Origin of the sequence: Clostridium sp. 1001270J_160509_D11 (genome assembly GCF_015667935.1) — a bacterium.
Classification (GTDB): Bacteria; Bacillota; Clostridia; order Peptostreptococcales; family Peptostreptococcaceae; genus Intestinibacter.
This window is the reverse complement of the sequence record NZ_JADPET010000059.1, coordinates 1-16621: the sequence shown is the minus strand read 5'-3', so window position 1 is coordinate 16621 and position 16621 is coordinate 1. Positions and strand designations below refer to the sequence as shown.

At 28.3% G+C, this 16621-nt stretch carries 15 protein-coding genes and 1 other annotated feature; of the genes, 2 read left to right on the top strand and 13 right to left on the bottom strand.

Translation table 11 applies throughout. The features are described from left to right. Positions 1 to 472: 472 nt before the first annotated feature. The 10 genes from I4U58_RS07275 to nadD form a co-directional block, all read right to left on the bottom strand. Positions 473 to 2332 (bottom strand): ATP-binding protein, encoded by a 1860-nt coding sequence (locus I4U58_RS07275; RefSeq protein WP_195930532.1) that lies wholly within the window; start codon positions 2330 to 2332, stop codon positions 473 to 475. Between the two features lie 141 nt (positions 2333 to 2473). Then, on the bottom strand, positions 2474 to 3721 hold the full coding sequence (locus I4U58_RS07270; RefSeq protein ID WP_195930531.1) for a uracil-xanthine permease family protein: 1248 nt from the start codon (positions 3719 to 3721) through the stop codon (positions 2474 to 2476). A gap of 66 nt (positions 3722 to 3787) precedes the next feature. Beyond that, complete coding sequence (gene pyrR / locus I4U58_RS07265) at positions 3788 to 4321, bottom strand: bifunctional pyr operon transcriptional regulator/uracil phosphoribosyltransferase PyrR (protein ID WP_195930530.1); 534 nt, start codon at positions 4319 to 4321, stop codon at positions 3788 to 3790. Positions 4322 to 4563: 242 nt separating this feature from the next. After that, positions 4564 to 5496 (bottom strand): RluA family pseudouridine synthase, encoded by a 933-nt coding sequence (locus tag I4U58_RS07260; protein WP_195930526.1) that lies wholly within the window; start codon positions 5494 to 5496, stop codon positions 4564 to 4566. 80 nt (positions 5497 to 5576) lie between these two features. After that, the gene (gene lspA, locus I4U58_RS07255; RefSeq protein ID WP_195930521.1) at positions 5577 to 6029 is read right to left on the bottom strand and encodes a signal peptidase II; all 453 of its coding nucleotides are present in this window, start codon (positions 6027 to 6029) and stop codon (positions 5577 to 5579) included. Positions 6030 to 6145: 116 nt separating this feature from the next. Next, positions 6146 to 6886 (bottom strand): polysaccharide deacetylase family protein, encoded by a 741-nt coding sequence (locus tag I4U58_RS07250; RefSeq protein WP_195930511.1) that lies wholly within the window; start codon positions 6884 to 6886, stop codon positions 6146 to 6148. 207 nt (positions 6887 to 7093) lie between these two features. Next, positions 7094 to 9514: a leucine--tRNA ligase gene (gene leuS / locus I4U58_RS07245; protein ID WP_195930510.1), complete on the bottom strand. Its 2421-nt coding sequence runs from the start codon at positions 9512 to 9514 to the stop codon at positions 7094 to 7096. A 98-nt stretch (positions 9515 to 9612) separates the two neighbouring features. Next, positions 9613 to 9804 (bottom strand) — a binding site (T-box leader). A gap of 62 nt (positions 9805 to 9866) precedes the next feature. Next, positions 9867 to 10217 (bottom strand): ribosome silencing factor, encoded by a 351-nt coding sequence (rsfS, locus tag I4U58_RS07240; RefSeq protein WP_195930503.1) that lies wholly within the window; start codon positions 10215 to 10217, stop codon positions 9867 to 9869. Positions 10218 to 10330: 113 nt separating this feature from the next. After that, the gene (gene yqeK / locus I4U58_RS07235) at positions 10331 to 10924 is read right to left on the bottom strand and encodes a bis(5'-nucleosyl)-tetraphosphatase (symmetrical) YqeK (RefSeq protein WP_195930491.1); all 594 of its coding nucleotides are present in this window, start codon (positions 10922 to 10924) and stop codon (positions 10331 to 10333) included. Continuing rightward, complete coding sequence (nadD, locus tag I4U58_RS07230; protein WP_195930485.1) at positions 10917 to 11606, bottom strand: nicotinate-nucleotide adenylyltransferase; 690 nt, start codon at positions 11604 to 11606, stop codon at positions 10917 to 10919. Before nadD ends, yqeK begins: the two co-directional genes overlap by 8 nt. A 173-nt stretch (positions 11607 to 11779) precedes the next feature. Here nadD and recX point away from each other — a divergent pair, with 173 nt between their 5' ends. Next, the gene (gene recX, locus I4U58_RS07225) at positions 11780 to 12421 is read left to right on the top strand and encodes a recombination regulator RecX (RefSeq protein WP_195930484.1); all 642 of its coding nucleotides are present in this window, start codon (positions 11780 to 11782) and stop codon (positions 12419 to 12421) included. Between the two features lie 228 nt (positions 12422 to 12649). Here the strand turns inward: recX and I4U58_RS07220 are convergent, their stop codons facing one another. The 3 genes from I4U58_RS07220 to I4U58_RS07210 form a co-directional block, all read right to left on the bottom strand. Next, positions 12650 to 13174 (bottom strand): ECF transporter S component, encoded by a 525-nt coding sequence (locus I4U58_RS07220; protein ID WP_195930483.1) that lies wholly within the window; start codon positions 13172 to 13174, stop codon positions 12650 to 12652. A 37-nt stretch (positions 13175 to 13211) separates the two neighbouring features. Continuing rightward, a complete protein-coding gene (locus I4U58_RS07215) occupies positions 13212 to 14357 on the bottom strand; it encodes an alanine--glyoxylate aminotransferase family protein (RefSeq protein WP_195930535.1) in 1146 nt (381 codons plus the stop codon). Between the two features lie 207 nt (positions 14358 to 14564). Next, positions 14565 to 15443, bottom strand: a complete 879-nt coding sequence (locus I4U58_RS07210) for a DUF4846 domain-containing protein (RefSeq protein WP_195930479.1) — start codon at positions 15441 to 15443, stop codon at positions 14565 to 14567. A 160-nt stretch (positions 15444 to 15603) separates the two neighbouring features. Between I4U58_RS07210 and I4U58_RS07205 the strand changes: the two genes are divergently transcribed. Beyond that, on the top strand, positions 15604 to 16521 hold the full coding sequence (locus tag I4U58_RS07205) for a ribonuclease Z (RefSeq protein ID WP_195930478.1): 918 nt from the start codon (positions 15604 to 15606) through the stop codon (positions 16519 to 16521). Positions 16522 to 16621 lie beyond the last annotated feature (100 nt).

Below are 16621 nucleotides of genomic sequence, written 5' to 3'. Positions count from 1 at the left end.
ATATATACCAGCTATTTTTAATCTGTCACATATTTGGTCATAGTGAGTAAATAATTTTTCTATACCAGATCTTTCATAAATATACCTCCATATATCCTTACCCTTATATCCACTTTCTATTATTTATTATAAATAGACAATCATAAAATTTTCTTAATAAAAAACTTACAATTTTATGAAGATTTTAAATATCTCGTTTTAATTATTTATTTCTATATATAATATATCACTTCTCTCTATATTTTGAACTTACAATTAGCTTACAATTTTGTCATATAGTTCTATCTATTCATCTTAATATATTCAACATAAAGCTCTTATATCATTCTCCTCTATTATATTTAACAAAGGGGTTATGTGTTATTCATATATACAACAATATTTTACAATCTTTGTACCAATATAATAATACAATAATACATTTTATTTGTCAACAAAAAACAGCTACCATTAGATAGCTGTTAATTTGTATTTATTCTATTATTTTCAGATTCATAAACAATTTTCTAAAGTTATTTACAGTCTTTTCACTTAAAACTATATCTTTTGCTATTACTTTGTCGTAAAATTCTTTTGCTGCCATAGTTTTGTTTTCTTCATATCTTACTGAAAGTTGATTTTTATCTTCTTGACTTATAAGAGTCTCTACAAATTCTGGATTTCTTATAAATTCTTTTTCTGCCATAGTTTTTTTGCAATTTATAAAAAACACTTCTTTATTCAATCTTAAATTTAAATTTTCAATAAGCTTGTTGCACTCTATAACTCCCGCTTTATCATAATCTAATACAACTTTATAATTGCATCCCCAACCAATTAATATAGATACAAGTGCATTTACATTGCCAGCTCCTACTGACGGCAAAATATAAGGCCTTTTTTCTTCTTGCACTTCTAAATAATCTAACATAGCTGTAAAATACATATAGTCAGTAATTCCCTCTGTTACTATATTTAATTTATCTAATCGAGGCCCTAAATTATATTTTATATCTGCTCCAATTGCTTTTAAAAGAGGTGTCAATGTTTCTCTTTTTGAAGATGAGTTAAACTTATTGTCATACGCATTATTAAATATATGACTTATTCCATTTTCATCTTTTTCTATAGCTCTGACATTTATTATATCTTCTGTGTCTATCATATATGGAGAATGTGTTGTATAAACAACCTGACTTCCATTATTACATAGACTTTTTAATAATGTTAGTAATTCTCTTTGAGCATTTACATGAAGATATACCCCTGGCTCATCTAATAAATATATTATCGTTTTATTTTCTAAATCCTCGTATAAAAGTTCTATAAACAAGTTGAAAAGCCATTTAAGACCATTACTTTCTTCTTCTAAATTGATTTGATTGTCATTTGTCTTTAGATATATTTTTAGACATTCATTATCAAAGTTGACTTTTATCTTTGTATCTATATTATTTTCAAAAAAATAATTAAATTGTTTTTGTATATTATACTTTACTTTTTCTTTAATACTACTTCTACACTTATTTCGCTCATTTTCATCTTTTGAATCTATAGAATTTATAAATTCATCTAATGGAGCTTTTGTAATGACCATAAATTTATATAAAAGCCCTTTTTTGCTTTTTATCGCTGATTTTATTTCTTCAACATTATATATACTTTGTAGTTCTTCCTCATTAGTTCTATAATAAAATACTGGAAGCACTTTGTATTTCTTTTTAATTTTACTCTTTATCGTCTCAATATGCCTTATAAGTGTGTAACATTCTTCATTATATCCTTCATAAGCCATGTCTTTTTGCTGCAAAATTAATACTTCTAGTATTTCATTTAAACTTTTTTTATATTTAGTCCAAATCCTACTGTCAATCTCTATTAATTTATCCAATTTATCATCTATACTTTCAATAAATTCTTTAGTCGTATATTGAGAGTAAATTTTAAAGTAGCTCAATAAATTATCTTCTAAATAATAAATTGCATTTTTTAGCTCATTATCCTGATCAAATAATAATGAAAATCCACCTTCAAACTCAATATCATCACTCGAATAAAACTTAAATATAGTTTTTGATTTCTTATTTTCTATTGAAAACTTTTTACATTCACTTTCCGTAAATTTTAATTCTAATGTTATAACTATACTCTTTTTTGTATATCTATTTTTTTTGCTAAAAAACTCCGTATTAATATAATGTGTAAATGACATATTGCCCAAAGCCTCTAAAATATTACTTTTCCCCGAATCATTTTTTCCTATTAGAGCTGTTATATTATCTTCTAAGAGTAAAGTATTTCTTTCGTCTCCTAAAGATTTATAATTGCTGATCACTACGCTTTTTATCTTCATCTAAATCTCTCCCAACAAAACCTAACATCTATAAGTAAATTATAATATTTATTTATGATAATTAGATGAAAATATCCACAAAAAAATCACAAATTATACAAGTTGTATAATTTGTGATTTTTAATTAGTACTATTTCTCGATTATTTACTTTCAGCTATTGCTGTCTCTACTTCTACTTCTTGGTCTTTAAACTCTGAATTGTTTAAAACTCTATTTAAAATAACCCCGACTATAGCAGCTAAGCTAAGTCCTGTTAAGCTTGAAGTTTGTGATAGTGGTATTCCGATTTCTATTCCTGCAAAAGTACTTAAGTATGAAGTTCCAAGACCTATTATAAGTACTGTTGCCATTATTATCACATTTTTTATATTTCCTTCATAGCATTTGCTGTCTTTTATACTCTTAACTCCTACATAAGTTATCATAGAGAATAGGTATATACTTATTCCACCCATAACGGCTTGTGGTATACTTTGTAAAAAGCCTCCGAATTTACCTACACAAGATAATACTATTGCTAATACTGCTGTTAACTCTAAAACTCTTGGGTCGTAGTTTTTAGTTATTGCTAAAAGTGCAGTATTTTCACCGTAAGTAGTATTAGCAGGTCCACCTGCAAATCCTGCAAATATTGTTGCAAGTCCATCACCTAATAAAGTTCTATTAAGACCTGGATTTTCTATAAAGTTTTGTCCAACAACTGTTCCATTTGTAGTTATATCACCTATATGTTCCATAAATGTTGCAAGAACTACTGGTGCTATCATTAAAATTGCCTCTAAGCTGAATTTTGGTAGTCTAAAGTTTGGTATTGCAAACCAACTAGCTTGACTTGCTGTTGTAATATCTACTTGTTTTAAGATGAAGCTAAGTGCTAATCCTGTAAATACTGCTATTATTACACCAAATTGTTTTATGCTACCTTTTGCAAATTGATTTATTCCCATTGCTACTGCTAAAGTAATTATTGCAATTGGTAAATAAGTCATTGCCATATCTACTGCTGAAGGAATTAAGTTTAAACCTATAACTGCTATCATTGCACCTGTAACTTGTGGTGGGAAATATTTTTTTACTTTTTCCACACCTATGAATTTAACAATTAAAGACATTATTATATATAAACATCCTGCTACTATAATTCCTCCTTGTGCATAAGCCAAATCTCCATTAAATGCATCTGAAACTTGATTTATTACACCTATAAAGGCAAAACTTGAACCTAAAAATACTGGTACTCTCCAATCTGTACAAAAATGGAATATTAATGTTCCTATACCTGCGCAGAATATTGCCACTGATGGGTCAAATCCTGTTAATAGAGGAACTAATACTGTCGATCCAAACATCGCAAGTAAATGTTGAAGTGATAAAGCCGCTTTTCTCATATATATACCTCCAAATATTATATAAATTTAATTTCGTTTATTATTTCTCAAATTTTATTATTTTTATTATTCTTTTATTTTTACAGAATCTTCTCCGTCTATATCTAATAACTCAACAGAGATTATTTCTTGTTTTGATGTTGGTACATTTTTACCTACATAATCTGCTCTTATTGGTAACTCTCTGTGACCTCTATCTACTAATACTGCTAATTGTATAGCTTTTGGTCTTCCTAAGTCCATAATAGCATTTAGAGCTGATCTAACTGTTCTTCCTGTATATAAAACATCGTCTACTAAAACTACTATTTTGTCGTTTATGTCTACGTCTATATTTGTACCGTTTATTACAGGTTCATGTTGGATTTCTTTTAGGTCATCTCTGTATAATGTGATGTCCATTTCTCCAGTTGACACTTTGTGTCCTTCGATTTGCTCTATTCTTGTCGCAATTCTATTTGCTATAGGTACACCTCTAGTTTTTATACCGATTAAGATAACATCTTCGACACCTTTGTTCTTTTCTATTATCTCATGGCTTATTCTAGTTATAGCCCTAGCGATTGCTTTTTCATCCATTAATCTAGCTTTTTCTATCATGTCTGCCTCCTTTTCTTTAGTATTACCGTATAAATATGAGAATCTTTATTTCAACAAAAAAACTTCCTGCACAAGACAGGAAGTTATACTTTCGCGCATCAAAAGTACATCTATGCCTTATGATCTCTCTGTATCAATTAAAGGTATATCTATATTTTTACGTTTATGTTAAATTTTAATTTTAATCGAGTTCTTTATTACTTAAATAACATTATATAATTTTAAGTTTATTATTTCAATAGTTATTTTATTTTGTTAAGTATTTCTACGAAATAACTTGGCAATTCAGAGTTAAACTCGACGTATTGTTTAGTTGTTGGATGTATAAATCCTAATTTTCTTGCATGAAGTGTCTGACCACTACATTTTATTTTTGAATTTTTAGGTCCATATATAGGGTCCCCTAAAAGTGGATGCCCTATACTAGCCGCATGAACTCTTATTTGATGAGTTCTACCAGTCTCTAAACTAGCTTTCATGTGTGTAAAGTTATCATATCTTTGTATAACTTCAAAGTGAGTAACTGCTCTTTTTCCATCTTTTACAATTGCCATCTTAAGTCTATCTTTTGGGTTTCTTCCTATTGGTCTATCTACAGTTATTTTGTCTTGTTTTACAACTCCATGACATATAAATTCATATTCTCTAGTTATTGAATGGTCTTTTAGTTGTTCTGCTAGACAATTGTGTGAATTATTATTTTTAGCTATCATCAAAATTCCCGAAGTATCTTTATCAATCCTATGTACAATACCAGGTCTTATTACTCCATTTATAGATGATAAGTTGTCTTTGCAGTGATATAAGATTGCATTTACTAAAGTATTTTCATAATTTCCCGGTGCAGGATGAACTACCATATCTTGCGGTTTATTTACTATTAGTAAGTCGTCATCTTCATATACTATATCTATCGGTATATTTTGTGGTACTATTTCTAAAAGTTTTGGTGCTGGTATTTCTATAACAACATGGTCATCTTCTTTTACAGCATATTTTGCTTTTTCTATTTTATTATTTACTTTTACTTTTTTATCTTTTATTATCTTTTGAATATAGCTTCTAGACATATCTCCTAATTGCGAAGATAAATAAACATCTAGTCTATCTCCTTCTTCGTCTCCTAGAACTAAGAATTCTCTTATTTCATCTTGAATATTTTCTTTATTGTTCATATTTATTTCACTTTCTTTTTAATATTTATTGTATATTATTTAAATATACATCTAAATTTTATTTTTAATACTTATCTAGTTTATTGTTTTTTTGTATTTGAGTCAAATAATACTACATATATACAAAGTAATATTGTACCTACTACTATAAAACAATCTGCTAAATTGAAAACATAATTCCATATAAATACAAAATCAAAATAATCTACGACAAAATCTAATCTAACTCTATCTATTAAGTTCCCCAAAGCCCCTGCTATAATTAATACAATCGAGAACTTACATATCTTTGAATTTATTTTTTTAGAATGTAACATATAAAGTCCAGCAATAGATGCAATTAGTGCAACTACTACAAATATCATTTGATTATTCTCAAATAATCCAAATGCTGCCCCTCTATTTTCAACATAAGTCAAGTTAAATACATTTTCTATTACAGTAATAGCCCCTTTATATTTTAATTCATTTAAAGCCCAATTCTTTACAATTTGATCAATACCTATTAAAAGTATTATCATTAATTCATACATATCTGCCTCCTAAAAAAGTATTTTTCTACATTATACCTAAAAAATGCATTTTATAAAAGAGATGTCAGAATTTAATTATCCAACATCTCTTTTTATATTATTTTATATATTTAGTTTTATTTATCTATATGTTCCATCAATTGTGAAATAGTTACGAATTTATATCCTTTTTCTTTTAATTTTGGAATTACTATATCTAAAGCCTGTATTGTCTGAGATTTGTCGTTTCTAACAGTGTTGTAGTCGTGTAAAATTATTATATTTCCATTTTCGACTTTTTCATCTATAGTGCTCACTATTGTATTTACCCCTGGATTAGACCAATCCCTTACGTCTATATTAGACCATAGTATTATATTCATATTTTTAGATTTTACCACCTGACATAAGTCTCTACTTAGCGCTCTGTATGGTGGTCTAAATAATGTCGGATATTCTCCTGTTATTTCTTTTATTGCTTCTTGAGTTTTTGTAACTTCTGATTCAATTTCTGATTTTGTTTTTTTAGCTGCATTTATATGTGTGTATGTGTGGTTTCCTATTTCATGCCCCTCTTCTTTTTCTCTTTTAACTATTTGTTTATTGTATGGAACTTTTTCTCCTATTAAGAAAAATGTCGCTTTTACATCGTATTTTTTTAGGATATCTAAAACTTGTGGAGTAAATACTTCATCAGGACCATCGTCAAATGTAAGTGCAACAACTTTTTCAGATTTATTACCCTTTTTTATTATAATATCTTCATAGTCGTATTTATAACTATCTGCAGATACATCTTTATCATTGTCAGCTGAGCAAACTCCCGAAAATCCTGCTATAAATAAGATGATTACTAATGTGTAAAGGATTTTTTTCATTTTAGAACCTCTTTTCTTTCTATTTTCTATGACAATTTTTTATTCTTAAAAATTGATTTCATTTCTAGTTTGCCCATATTTTATTTTTCATTATATATTTTTATGATTTTTTATAAAATTTCAGTTTTAACAAAAAAAGGATGCCATTATATATGACATCCTTTTGATTTATATAGTTAATCTATTTAATTATTTAAGTTTAAAAGATTATTTTACAACTATGTTTATTAATTTTTTAGGTATAGCTATAACTTTAACTACAGTTTTGTCGCCTATAGATGCTTGTATTTTATCATTTTCTAAAGCTACTTTTTCCATTTCTTCTTTAGTCATGTTTGCACCTACGCTTAATTTAGCTCTAACTTTACCGTTTATTTGAACTACTACTTCTACTTCATCTTTAACTAAAGCAGATTCGTCAAATTGTGGCCAGTTTATATCGAATATACTTCCTTCTTTACCTATCATTTGCCATAATTCTTCACCTACATGTGGTGTAAATGGAGCAAGTATAGTTACTATAGTTTCAATACCTTCTTTGATTATTCCGTCATTTCTAGTATCTAATTCTTTGTATTTGTACATTTCGTTTATTAACTCCATTAATGAAGCTATTGCTGTATTAAATCCAAATTTATGGCTTAAATCATCTGTAACTTTTTTAAGTGTTGAATGTATAGTAAATCTCATCGCTTTATCTTCTTTAGTTGCAACATTTACTTTTGCATCTGATTTAGCTATATCTTTTAATTCATCAACTAATCTATAAACTCTGTTTAAGAATCTGAAGCATCCTTCAACACCTTGTTCAGACCAGTCTAAGTCTCTTTCTGGTGGAGCTGCGAATAATACGAATAATCTAGCAGTATCAGCACCGTATTTGTCTATTATTTCAAGAGGTGATACTGTATTACCTTTAGATTTACTCATTTTGCTACCATCCATTAATACCATACCTTGAGTAAGTAAGTTTTTGAATGGTTCGTCAAAATCTACCATGCCAACTCTCTTTAATGCTTTAACAAAGAATCTAGCGTAAAGTAAGTGCATTATAGCATGTTCTACACCACCGATATATTGATCAACTGGCATCCATTTGTTTACTACTTCTGAATCGAACATAGCTTCTTGGTTTTTGTTGTCTATATATCTTAAGAAATACCAAGATGAGTCAACGAATGTATCCATTGTATCTACATCTCTAGTCGCATGTTTACCACATTTTGGACAAGTAGTATTTACGAAAGTTTTTGAAGTTGTAAGTGGAGATTCACCTTTTCCAGTAAATTCAACATCTGTTGGAAGTAATACTGGTAAATCTTTTTTGTCAACTGGAACTATACCACATTCTTCACAGTAAACAACTGGTATTGGAACACCCCAATATCTTTGTCTTGATAATAACCAGTCTCTAAGTCTGTAGTTAACAGTCTTTTTACCTCTTCCTTCTTTAGCTAACTTTTCAGTTATTTTATCTTGAGCTTCTGTAGCATCCATTCCATTGAATTCTTCAGAATTTATCATTTTACCATCTTCATCTATAACGTCTATTATTTCTATACCGTATTTTGTAGCAAATTCTTTATCTCTTTCGTCATGAGCTGGAACACCCATTATTGCACCAGTACCATAGTCCATTAATATATAGTTTGCTATCCATAGAGGAACTTTTCTTCCTGTTATAGGGTTTATTACGTGTTTTCCTATGAACATACCTTCTTTTTCTGTGTCAGTAGAAGTTCTTTCTATTTCAGTTTGAGTATGCATTTTTTGTACGAATTTATCTACATCAGCTTCATATTCAGTACCAGCAACTAATTCTTTAACTAGTGGGTTTTCTGGAGCTAATGCCATGAAAGTTGTTCCATAAACTGTATCTGGTCTAGTTGTGTAAACGATCATTTGGTCATCTGAACCATCTATATCGAATACTATTTCAGCACCATGAGATTTTCCTATCCAGTTTTTTTGCATTGTTTTAACTTTTTCTGGCCAACCTTCTAATTTGTCTAAGTCATTTAATAATTCTTCAGCAAATTCAGTTGTTTTGAAGTACCATTGTTCTAATTCTTTTTTAACTACTACAGCGTCACATCTTTCACATTGTCCACCAACAACTTGCTCATTTGCAAGAACTGTCTCACAAGATGGACACCAGTTTACGAAAGATTTTTTCTTATATGCAAGACCTGCTTCTAAGAATTTTAAGAATATTTCTTGTGTAAATTTGTAGTAATCTGGATTAGAAGTTGCTATTTCTCTTTCCCAGTCATAACTTAAACCTAATAATTTTAATTGGTTTTTCATGTCATCTATGTTTTCATAAGTCCATTTTGCTGGATGTATTCCGTGTTTTATAGCAGCATTTTCTGCTGGAAGACCGAATGAGTCCCATCCCATTGGATGTAGAACATTGTATCCTTCCATTTTTTTAAATCTCGCTACAACGTCACCTATTGAATAGTTTCTAACGTGACCCATATGTATTTTCCCTGATGGATAAGGGAACATCTCTAATGTGTAGTATAAAGGTTTTGATGTATCTCTTGTATCTGTTTTATATTGGTTTGTTTCTTCCCATTTTTGTTGCCATTTAGTTTCAACATCTTTAAACTTGTAAACGCTCATTATGTTACCTCCTAATTCTGATTTGTTTAATAAATATAATGTTTTTTATTTCCAAGTTATTTGTATAATAAAAAAATCCTCGCCCTAAACAAAATTTGTTTAGGGACGAGGATATATTCTTCGCGGTACCACCCTAATTAGCCTATAAAAAGACTCACTTAGATAGTCTTTAAGCCAACTACGGCCAAATAATTTAATACTAACAAGTTCGGAAATATTATTTAACTAATTCACACCTACCATTAGCTCTCTGAATAAATTCTATTACCTACTACTTTAGTTTATTTGATAAAATTTTCAGTTTATACATAAAATTTCAAATTTTTCGCTATAATTCAATATATTATCATTTTTAGTTTAATGTGTCAACATCTACGTATGGAGCATCTTTCCATAGTTTTTCTAAGTTGTAGAATTCTCTATTTTCTTCATCAAATACATGTACTATTATATCTGCATAATCAAGTAATATCCAAGTTTGTGTGTCGTATCCTTCCTTAGCTGTTGGTTCTATACCTTCTGCTGTGAATGCATCTTGTACACTATCAGCTATAGCTTTTACTTGTCTAGATGAAGAAGCTGTAGCTATTATAAAATAGTCACAAAGACTAGAAACTTTTCCTATATTAATTATCGATATATCTTGGCCTAATTTATCGTCAATTGCATCGTACGCAACTTTGACCATTTGTTCAACTGTCATTTAGTTACCTCACTTTCAAAAAAATTGTTTTTATATATATAATGTATAATTCATACATTATAAAACAACATATTCATCTATTATATCATATATTTAGACTTGAACCAACAAATTTAAATATTTTCTTGCATAAGATAATTCCTAGCGCTTACACTTCTTGGATGAATTAATTGATTGTTTTCTATTACAAATTTTATTGTGTTGTTTAATGAAGTAATCAATGCCTTATCTAGCTGTCCATTAAATGATAGCTTTCTAAGCTCGTCAACTCCTGGAAAATTACGACCTTCTTCTATCATATCTGCCATAAATATTATCTTTTCTAGTGTAGACATATTTTCTCTTCCTGTCGTGTGATATCTCACTGCATTTATTATATCCATATCTTGTATATTAAATACATCTTGAATTACAAAAGACCCTATAACACTATGAGATAGTGCTATATTGTTTGTTTCTAGTGGGTCTAATTTTATGTTATATTTTTTTACATAAAAATCTACTTGATCTTTTGTAAAGTATTTTGCACAATCATGCACAAGCCCAGCTAAATAAGCTTTATCTTTATCATAGCTGTATATTTCGCTCAGTTTAACTGCACAATTTGCAACATTAATCGAATGTTGTAGTCTATTTGGTTTTAGCATTGTGCTTAATTTTTCTATTATTTTGTCTTTATCTATATTATGTATATCCAAATTATTCATCTCCAACCCCGTATAAGTTTTTCTCATATATGTATTTTTCTACATTTTCAGGGATTAAATACCTTACTGAATTACCTCTTTTTAATTGGTCTCTTATGTATGTAGAAGAAATATCTAAAGATGGAACATATACGCTTATTATGTTTGCATTATATTTTATTTCAAGTTTTTCAATTTGTTCTTGTGCTCTAAGCAGGCTTATTCCCGGCCTAGTAGCTGCTATAAATGTAGCTAATTTAAAGTTTTCTTCGACATCTTTCCACTCTTCTATATCACATATAGCATCTGCCCCTGTTATAAAGAAAAATTGTGCCCCCGGATAATTTTGTTTTAGATGTCTAAGTGTATCTACAGTATATGTTTTTCCCTTTTTCTCCATTTCAGTATTAAATGCTATAAAATCTTTATTTTTAGCAATTGATAATAATACCATATTATATCTATCGTATTTGTTAGTAATATTCCATAATTTATGTGGCGGGTCCCCAGATGGTATAAATATAATTTTGTCTAATTTATATTTACATCTTATAAATTCTGCAGTTGCCAAATGGGCATAATGTATTGGATCAAAAGTCCCTCCCAAAACCCCTACTCTTAGTCCCTCGCAATCTCTTTCAAAATCTGCTATCTTATCGTTATTATAAAATTTAGATTCGATAACTAAATCGTAAATACTCATCAATACTCTCCTTTTTTTACAAATATAATAGTATTATATCATTTTTAATTATGTCGGGTACAAAAATCTTTATTATCTTACTATTTCATAAATTATTATTTAAAATGATTGTTTTTTGTCAATAATCTTCTGTAGTATAATATAAATATTAACAAAAATTAAGGAGAATAAACATGGGAATTATAACAAAAATAGAATCTCAGAAAAAAAGAGATGATAGAGTTAATATATATGTTGATGAAAAATTCTTTATGGCAATTTATAAAGAACTTGTATTTACTTTTAATTTAAAAAAAGGACAAGAAATCGACCCTAATAATTTAAAAAGTATACTAGACAATGAAATGTATATGAAAGCTAAAAATAAAGCATTATCAATACTTTCAAAGGCAAGTCAATCAGAAAAACAAATAAGACAAAAACTATCTTCAGATTACGAAGAAGATACTATAGATATGGTTATTGAATTTTTACAAAAATACAAATTTGTAGACGATGAAGATTTAGCAAGTCGAATAGTAAATACTAATGTCAATTTAAACAAATACGGAAAAAATAAAATAAAACAAAATTTATACAACAAAGGTATAGATAAAAATATTATTGAAAATGCAATAGATGAAATAGATATAGATAAAGAATTTGAAAATGCTCTTTATCTAGGTAAAAAAAGATACGATAGATTAAAAAATGAAGATCCAAGAAAAGCATATCAAAAAATAGGCAATCATTTGGCTTATAAAGGTTTTAATTATGATATAATAAAAAAAGTATTAAACAAATTATTTAATGATGTTGATGAGTATTCTTGTTAATTATATTTGGAGGTAAGGTATGGCAAAGATAGCTATTGCAATATTTTGTGTAATTCTTGGTTGTTACAATATTAGAAATTTATATAAACAAGATAGAATGAAATAAAAACATTTTTATTTCAAAATTCAAAAAGGAGGTATTTACCTCCTTTTTAAATTCTCACATAAATAATTCTATTTTTTAAACTGTAAATAAGTATAACCTTTCTTAAGGTATTTTAAATCGTTTTATTTAATATATCTTTTTAATGCTTTAGCAACTGGAACTCCAATTACTAATCCAACTACTATTTGAGTTATATTTCCCGGTATTGACATAACTGGAGATACCCAGTTTCCATATAAAACACCTTCTGTTATATAATATCCTATTATCATCCAAACTCCTGATACTAATATTCCTGCAATATTTACAAGCATATTATCGCCGTTTCTTCCATTAGACCAAGCTATTTTTCCTATTATATATCCCATAATTCCTCTTACTACAAATGTAAATGGAGCCCACATTGCCCATTCTGATAATAAATCAAATAGACCCATTCCAAATGCCCCTGCTGCTGCTCCTTTTTTAGGTCCAAAAACTATTGCTGAAATAAACAACATTGTATTTCCCAGATGAACTAATCCTCCAGATGCCGCTATTGGAAGTCTTATATTTATAAATCTCGTCGCTATATAAACTAGCGCAACTAAAAGCGCCGTTTCTACTAAGTCTTTAGTATTGACTTTTGTTTGTTCTACTTGTTGCATTTTCCTCTCCCCTTTATATATATTTTAAATTTATTTTCTATGCATTATAATATTTATTAAATAAATCTACTAAATTTTTATCTGTTTTAAATCCTAAGTCTTTAAGGCCTAAATCTACATAATTAAGAATAGGTACTATAGCTTCGTATTTTGCATTTTCTCCCATATGCCCAATTCTAAGTATTTTACCAGTATATTTAGCTAATGAAGTCGTCATGACTACATTATATTTTTCTAGTAGATGTTTTACTAAGTTTCCTGCACCAATTTCTTCTTCAATATCAACTACTGTTACAGTATTTGAATATCCATCTTCTAAAAATAAATTAAGTCCATATTCTTTTACTGCATTTCTTGTCGCATTTGCTATTTTAAAATGTCTATTTTGAACATTTTCAATGCCTTCTTCTAATATATTGTCTAATGCTACATCAAGCCCCATAATATCGCTTATTGGCATTGTATATGGGAACCATTTATCTCTATAATAATTTTCCCATATTGTTAAGTTACAATAAAATCCTACAATAGGTGTTTTTCTACTTTTCATAGATTTTTTAGCATCTTCACTAACTGACAGAATTGTAAGACCTGTTGGAGCTGAAATAGCCTTTTGTGACCCACCACAAACTATATCTAGTTGCCAGTTGTCTACTTCGATATTTTCTCCAACCATAGCGGCAACTGAATCTACAACTGTAAGTATGTTGTATTTTTTAAGTAATGGTCCTATTTTTGATAAATCATTTAAAACTCCTGTAGGAGTATCACAATGTACTACTGTTGCGTATTTAAAATCGTGATCTTTTTCTAAGAACTGTTCTAATTTTTCTACATCAATAGCTTTATGATAATCATCAGAGAAATAAACTACTTCTCCTCCATACATTTTTACAAAATCGTCAAATCCTTTTCCAAAAATACCATTATCAATTACTAAAACTCTATCTCCGCTTTCTGTAAGTGATGCACACGCTGCTTCTAATCCTAAAATACCTTCTCCACTTAAAATATAAACATCGTTTTGTGTTTTTAAGATTTTCGCCATTTTGTCACATGTATTTTTATAAAACTCACAGAAATCTACGTCTACATCAGGATTAGTAGTCTTTTCTGCTCTTTTTAATCTTACATTTTCTCTAACTTCTGATGGCCCTGGTGTGTAAACTATTTTGTTATTCATTTTCTCCATTTTGTCCCCCTATTTTTAATGTATAAATTTGTATTGTATTATTAATTATAATAAAAATTATATAATTTTTAACAATCATATAAGCATATTATATATTATATGGCCTTTATTTCAATACAGTTTAGTATAAATTAGTAATTGTATGGGTGCAATTAAAAACTGATTTCCTACAAATAAAATAGAAAATCAGTTTTTGTATTAAAATCTTTTTAATTGATCTTTTTTAAAAGTCCACTCAGGTGTATTTAAAGTATCTCCAAAATCTAAGCTATACCATGGACTTAAATTTTTGTCGTTTGGATTTATAAGAAGTTGTGTTTGTTGTGCTGGCATATAACTTTGTGCTAGCATAAATACTTTTTCTCCTGTAGATTTATTTTGCGCCATATCTACTACTATTACACAATGACCTGGAGAACCTCCCTTTATAAATACATCTCCTATTTGCATATCATTTATATCTACACTTTTTAATTCTTTTTCTAAAGATAATGTAGAGCTATATGCAAAAACTAAATCCATATAATTTCTAAAAGTCGAATATGAATTATCAGGTTGTGCACCTTTATAATATGAACACGAATTTTCACCGACATTTATTCTATACCCCATTCTCCACTTACTGTATTCAGCCTTAAATCCATTTACAAACTCAAAACTTATTTCATCATATCTTTCGTTTTGATATAAATATTCAGCCCTCAAAAGCATCACAGCATCTGCACATTGATGTAAATCTCTATCTCCTATATCTACATCGAAAACACTATCGTATACATTTTCTTTATTTTTTGTTTTTCCGTTATAATACTTTACCTTCTCGCCGTATTTTTCTAATTTGCTATTTCTTAAAAATTCCCCAAAATTATTTTCTTCTACGCTTATCCTTTCATATCCCTTAGGTACGTCATACCTCTCTTTTATTGTATTTTTCTCCTTATTTACTAAAATCGTTTCAGTTTTGCCTACGGTATTGATTTTAGAAGTTGTACTACTTTTATTTATTTCACTACTACACCCACAACATATAAATAAAGTAGCACACAAAATAAATCCCAAAGCATTTCTTTTTTGCATAATACTCCCCTTTCTATTTACTAATACTATACTAAATGGTTAAAATATATATAATATTAATATTACAATAGATTTTACTATTTATTTTTACATATTATATAAAATTTCTTAAATATTTTTTAAGAAATACCTCTAAATACTAATTTAAAAGGAGATTTAAATGATTGATTTAACTTTACTAGGATGTGGTGGCAATGTTCCTATGCCTAATAGATTTCTATCTTCCCTTTTTATAAATTATAAGGGTAGTAAAATACTTATAGATTGTGGTGAAGGTACACAAGTTGCTATGAAAAAATACAATTGTGGATTTAAAAATATAGATTTAATACTTATAACTCATTTACATGGAGACCATATAATAGGATTAATTGGTCTTTTACAGACAATGGGTAATAGCGGGAAAACAGACGATTTAACTATAGTAGGGCCAATCGGCATAATAGATGCTATGAAGGCTATAAAAGTCTTGGTTGAATATCTTCCATATAAAGTTAATATAATTGAAAACCCAAAACAAACATTTTCTTTAGAACATGATATTTTAAAAGATATAGATATATCTACAATAAATTTAGACCACTCTACTGAATGTATCGGATATAGCTTGTATTTTAAAAGAAAACCTAAGTTTGATAGAGAAAAAGCAATTTTGAACCAAGTTCCTCAAAATCTATGGAAAAAACTCCAAGAAAACTCTTCAGCAATTTATAAAGATAAGACATATTATGCTGATATGGTGTTAGGTGAAAATCGTAGGGGAATAAAACTTAGTTTTATAACTGATACTAGACCTACTTTTGAAATACCAGAGTTTATATATGAGAGCGATTTATTTATATGTGAAGGTATGTATGGAGATGATTTAGATATATCAAAAGCCGTCAAAAACAAACATATGACTTTTAGAGAGTCTGCTAGTCTTGCAAATGCCGGAAATGTAGATAAATTACTACTAACTCATTTTAGTCCATCTATTGAAAATCCAAAAGACTTTATCCAAAACGCCACTAATCTTTTTGAAGATACTATTATTGGAGAAGACGGATTAACTTTAAAATTATCTTATACGGATTGATTTGATTGTAATTTTAAAAATTTATTTTATTTTTATAATTTATAGAGGAATTTAGATTTACATATCGAATTTTATAAGTATCCTTTACTATTTTGAAATT

Bases quoted from the DNA above. Each gene is read 5' to 3' on its own strand.
- I4U58_RS07275 (WP_195930532.1), bottom strand. From the start codon at position 2,332: ATGAAGATAAAAAGCGTAGTGATCAGCAATTATAAATCTTTAGGAGAC.
- I4U58_RS07270 (WP_195930531.1), bottom strand. From the start codon at position 3,721: ATGAGAAAAGCGGCTTTATCACTTCAACATTTACTTGCGATGTTTGGA.
- pyrR (WP_195930530.1), bottom strand. From the start codon at position 4,321: ATGATAGAAAAAGCTAGATTAATGGATGAAAAAGCAATCGCTAGGGCT.
- I4U58_RS07260 (WP_195930526.1), bottom strand. From the start codon at position 5,496: ATGAACAATAAAGAAAATATTCAAGATGAAATAAGAGAATTCTTAGTT.
- lspA (WP_195930521.1), bottom strand. From the start codon at position 6,029: ATGTATGAATTAATGATAATACTTTTAATAGGTATTGATCAAATTGTA.
- I4U58_RS07250 (WP_195930511.1), bottom strand. From the start codon at position 6,886: ATGAAAAAAATCCTTTACACATTAGTAATCATCTTATTTATAGCAGGA.
- leuS (WP_195930510.1), bottom strand. From the start codon at position 9,514: ATGAGCGTTTACAAGTTTAAAGATGTTGAAACTAAATGGCAACAAAAA.
- rsfS (WP_195930503.1), bottom strand. From the start codon at position 10,217: ATGACAGTTGAACAAATGGTCAAAGTTGCGTACGATGCAATTGACGAT.
- yqeK (WP_195930491.1), bottom strand. From the start codon at position 10,924: ATGAATAATTTGGATATACATAATATAGATAAAGACAAAATAATAGAA.
- nadD (WP_195930485.1), bottom strand. From the start codon at position 11,606: ATGAGTATTTACGATTTAGTTATCGAATCTAAATTTTATAATAACGAT.
- recX (WP_195930484.1), top strand. From the start codon at position 11,780: ATGGGAATTATAACAAAAATAGAATCTCAGAAAAAAAGAGATGATAGA.
- I4U58_RS07220 (WP_195930483.1), bottom strand. From the start codon at position 13,174: ATGCAACAAGTAGAACAAACAAAAGTCAATACTAAAGACTTAGTAGAA.
- I4U58_RS07215 (WP_195930535.1), bottom strand. From the start codon at position 14,357: ATGAATAACAAAATAGTTTACACACCAGGGCCATCAGAAGTTAGAGAA.
- I4U58_RS07210 (WP_195930479.1), bottom strand. From the start codon at position 15,443: ATGCAAAAAAGAAATGCTTTGGGATTTATTTTGTGTGCTACTTTATTT.
- I4U58_RS07205 (WP_195930478.1), top strand. From the start codon at position 15,604: ATGATTGATTTAACTTTACTAGGATGTGGTGGCAATGTTCCTATGCCT.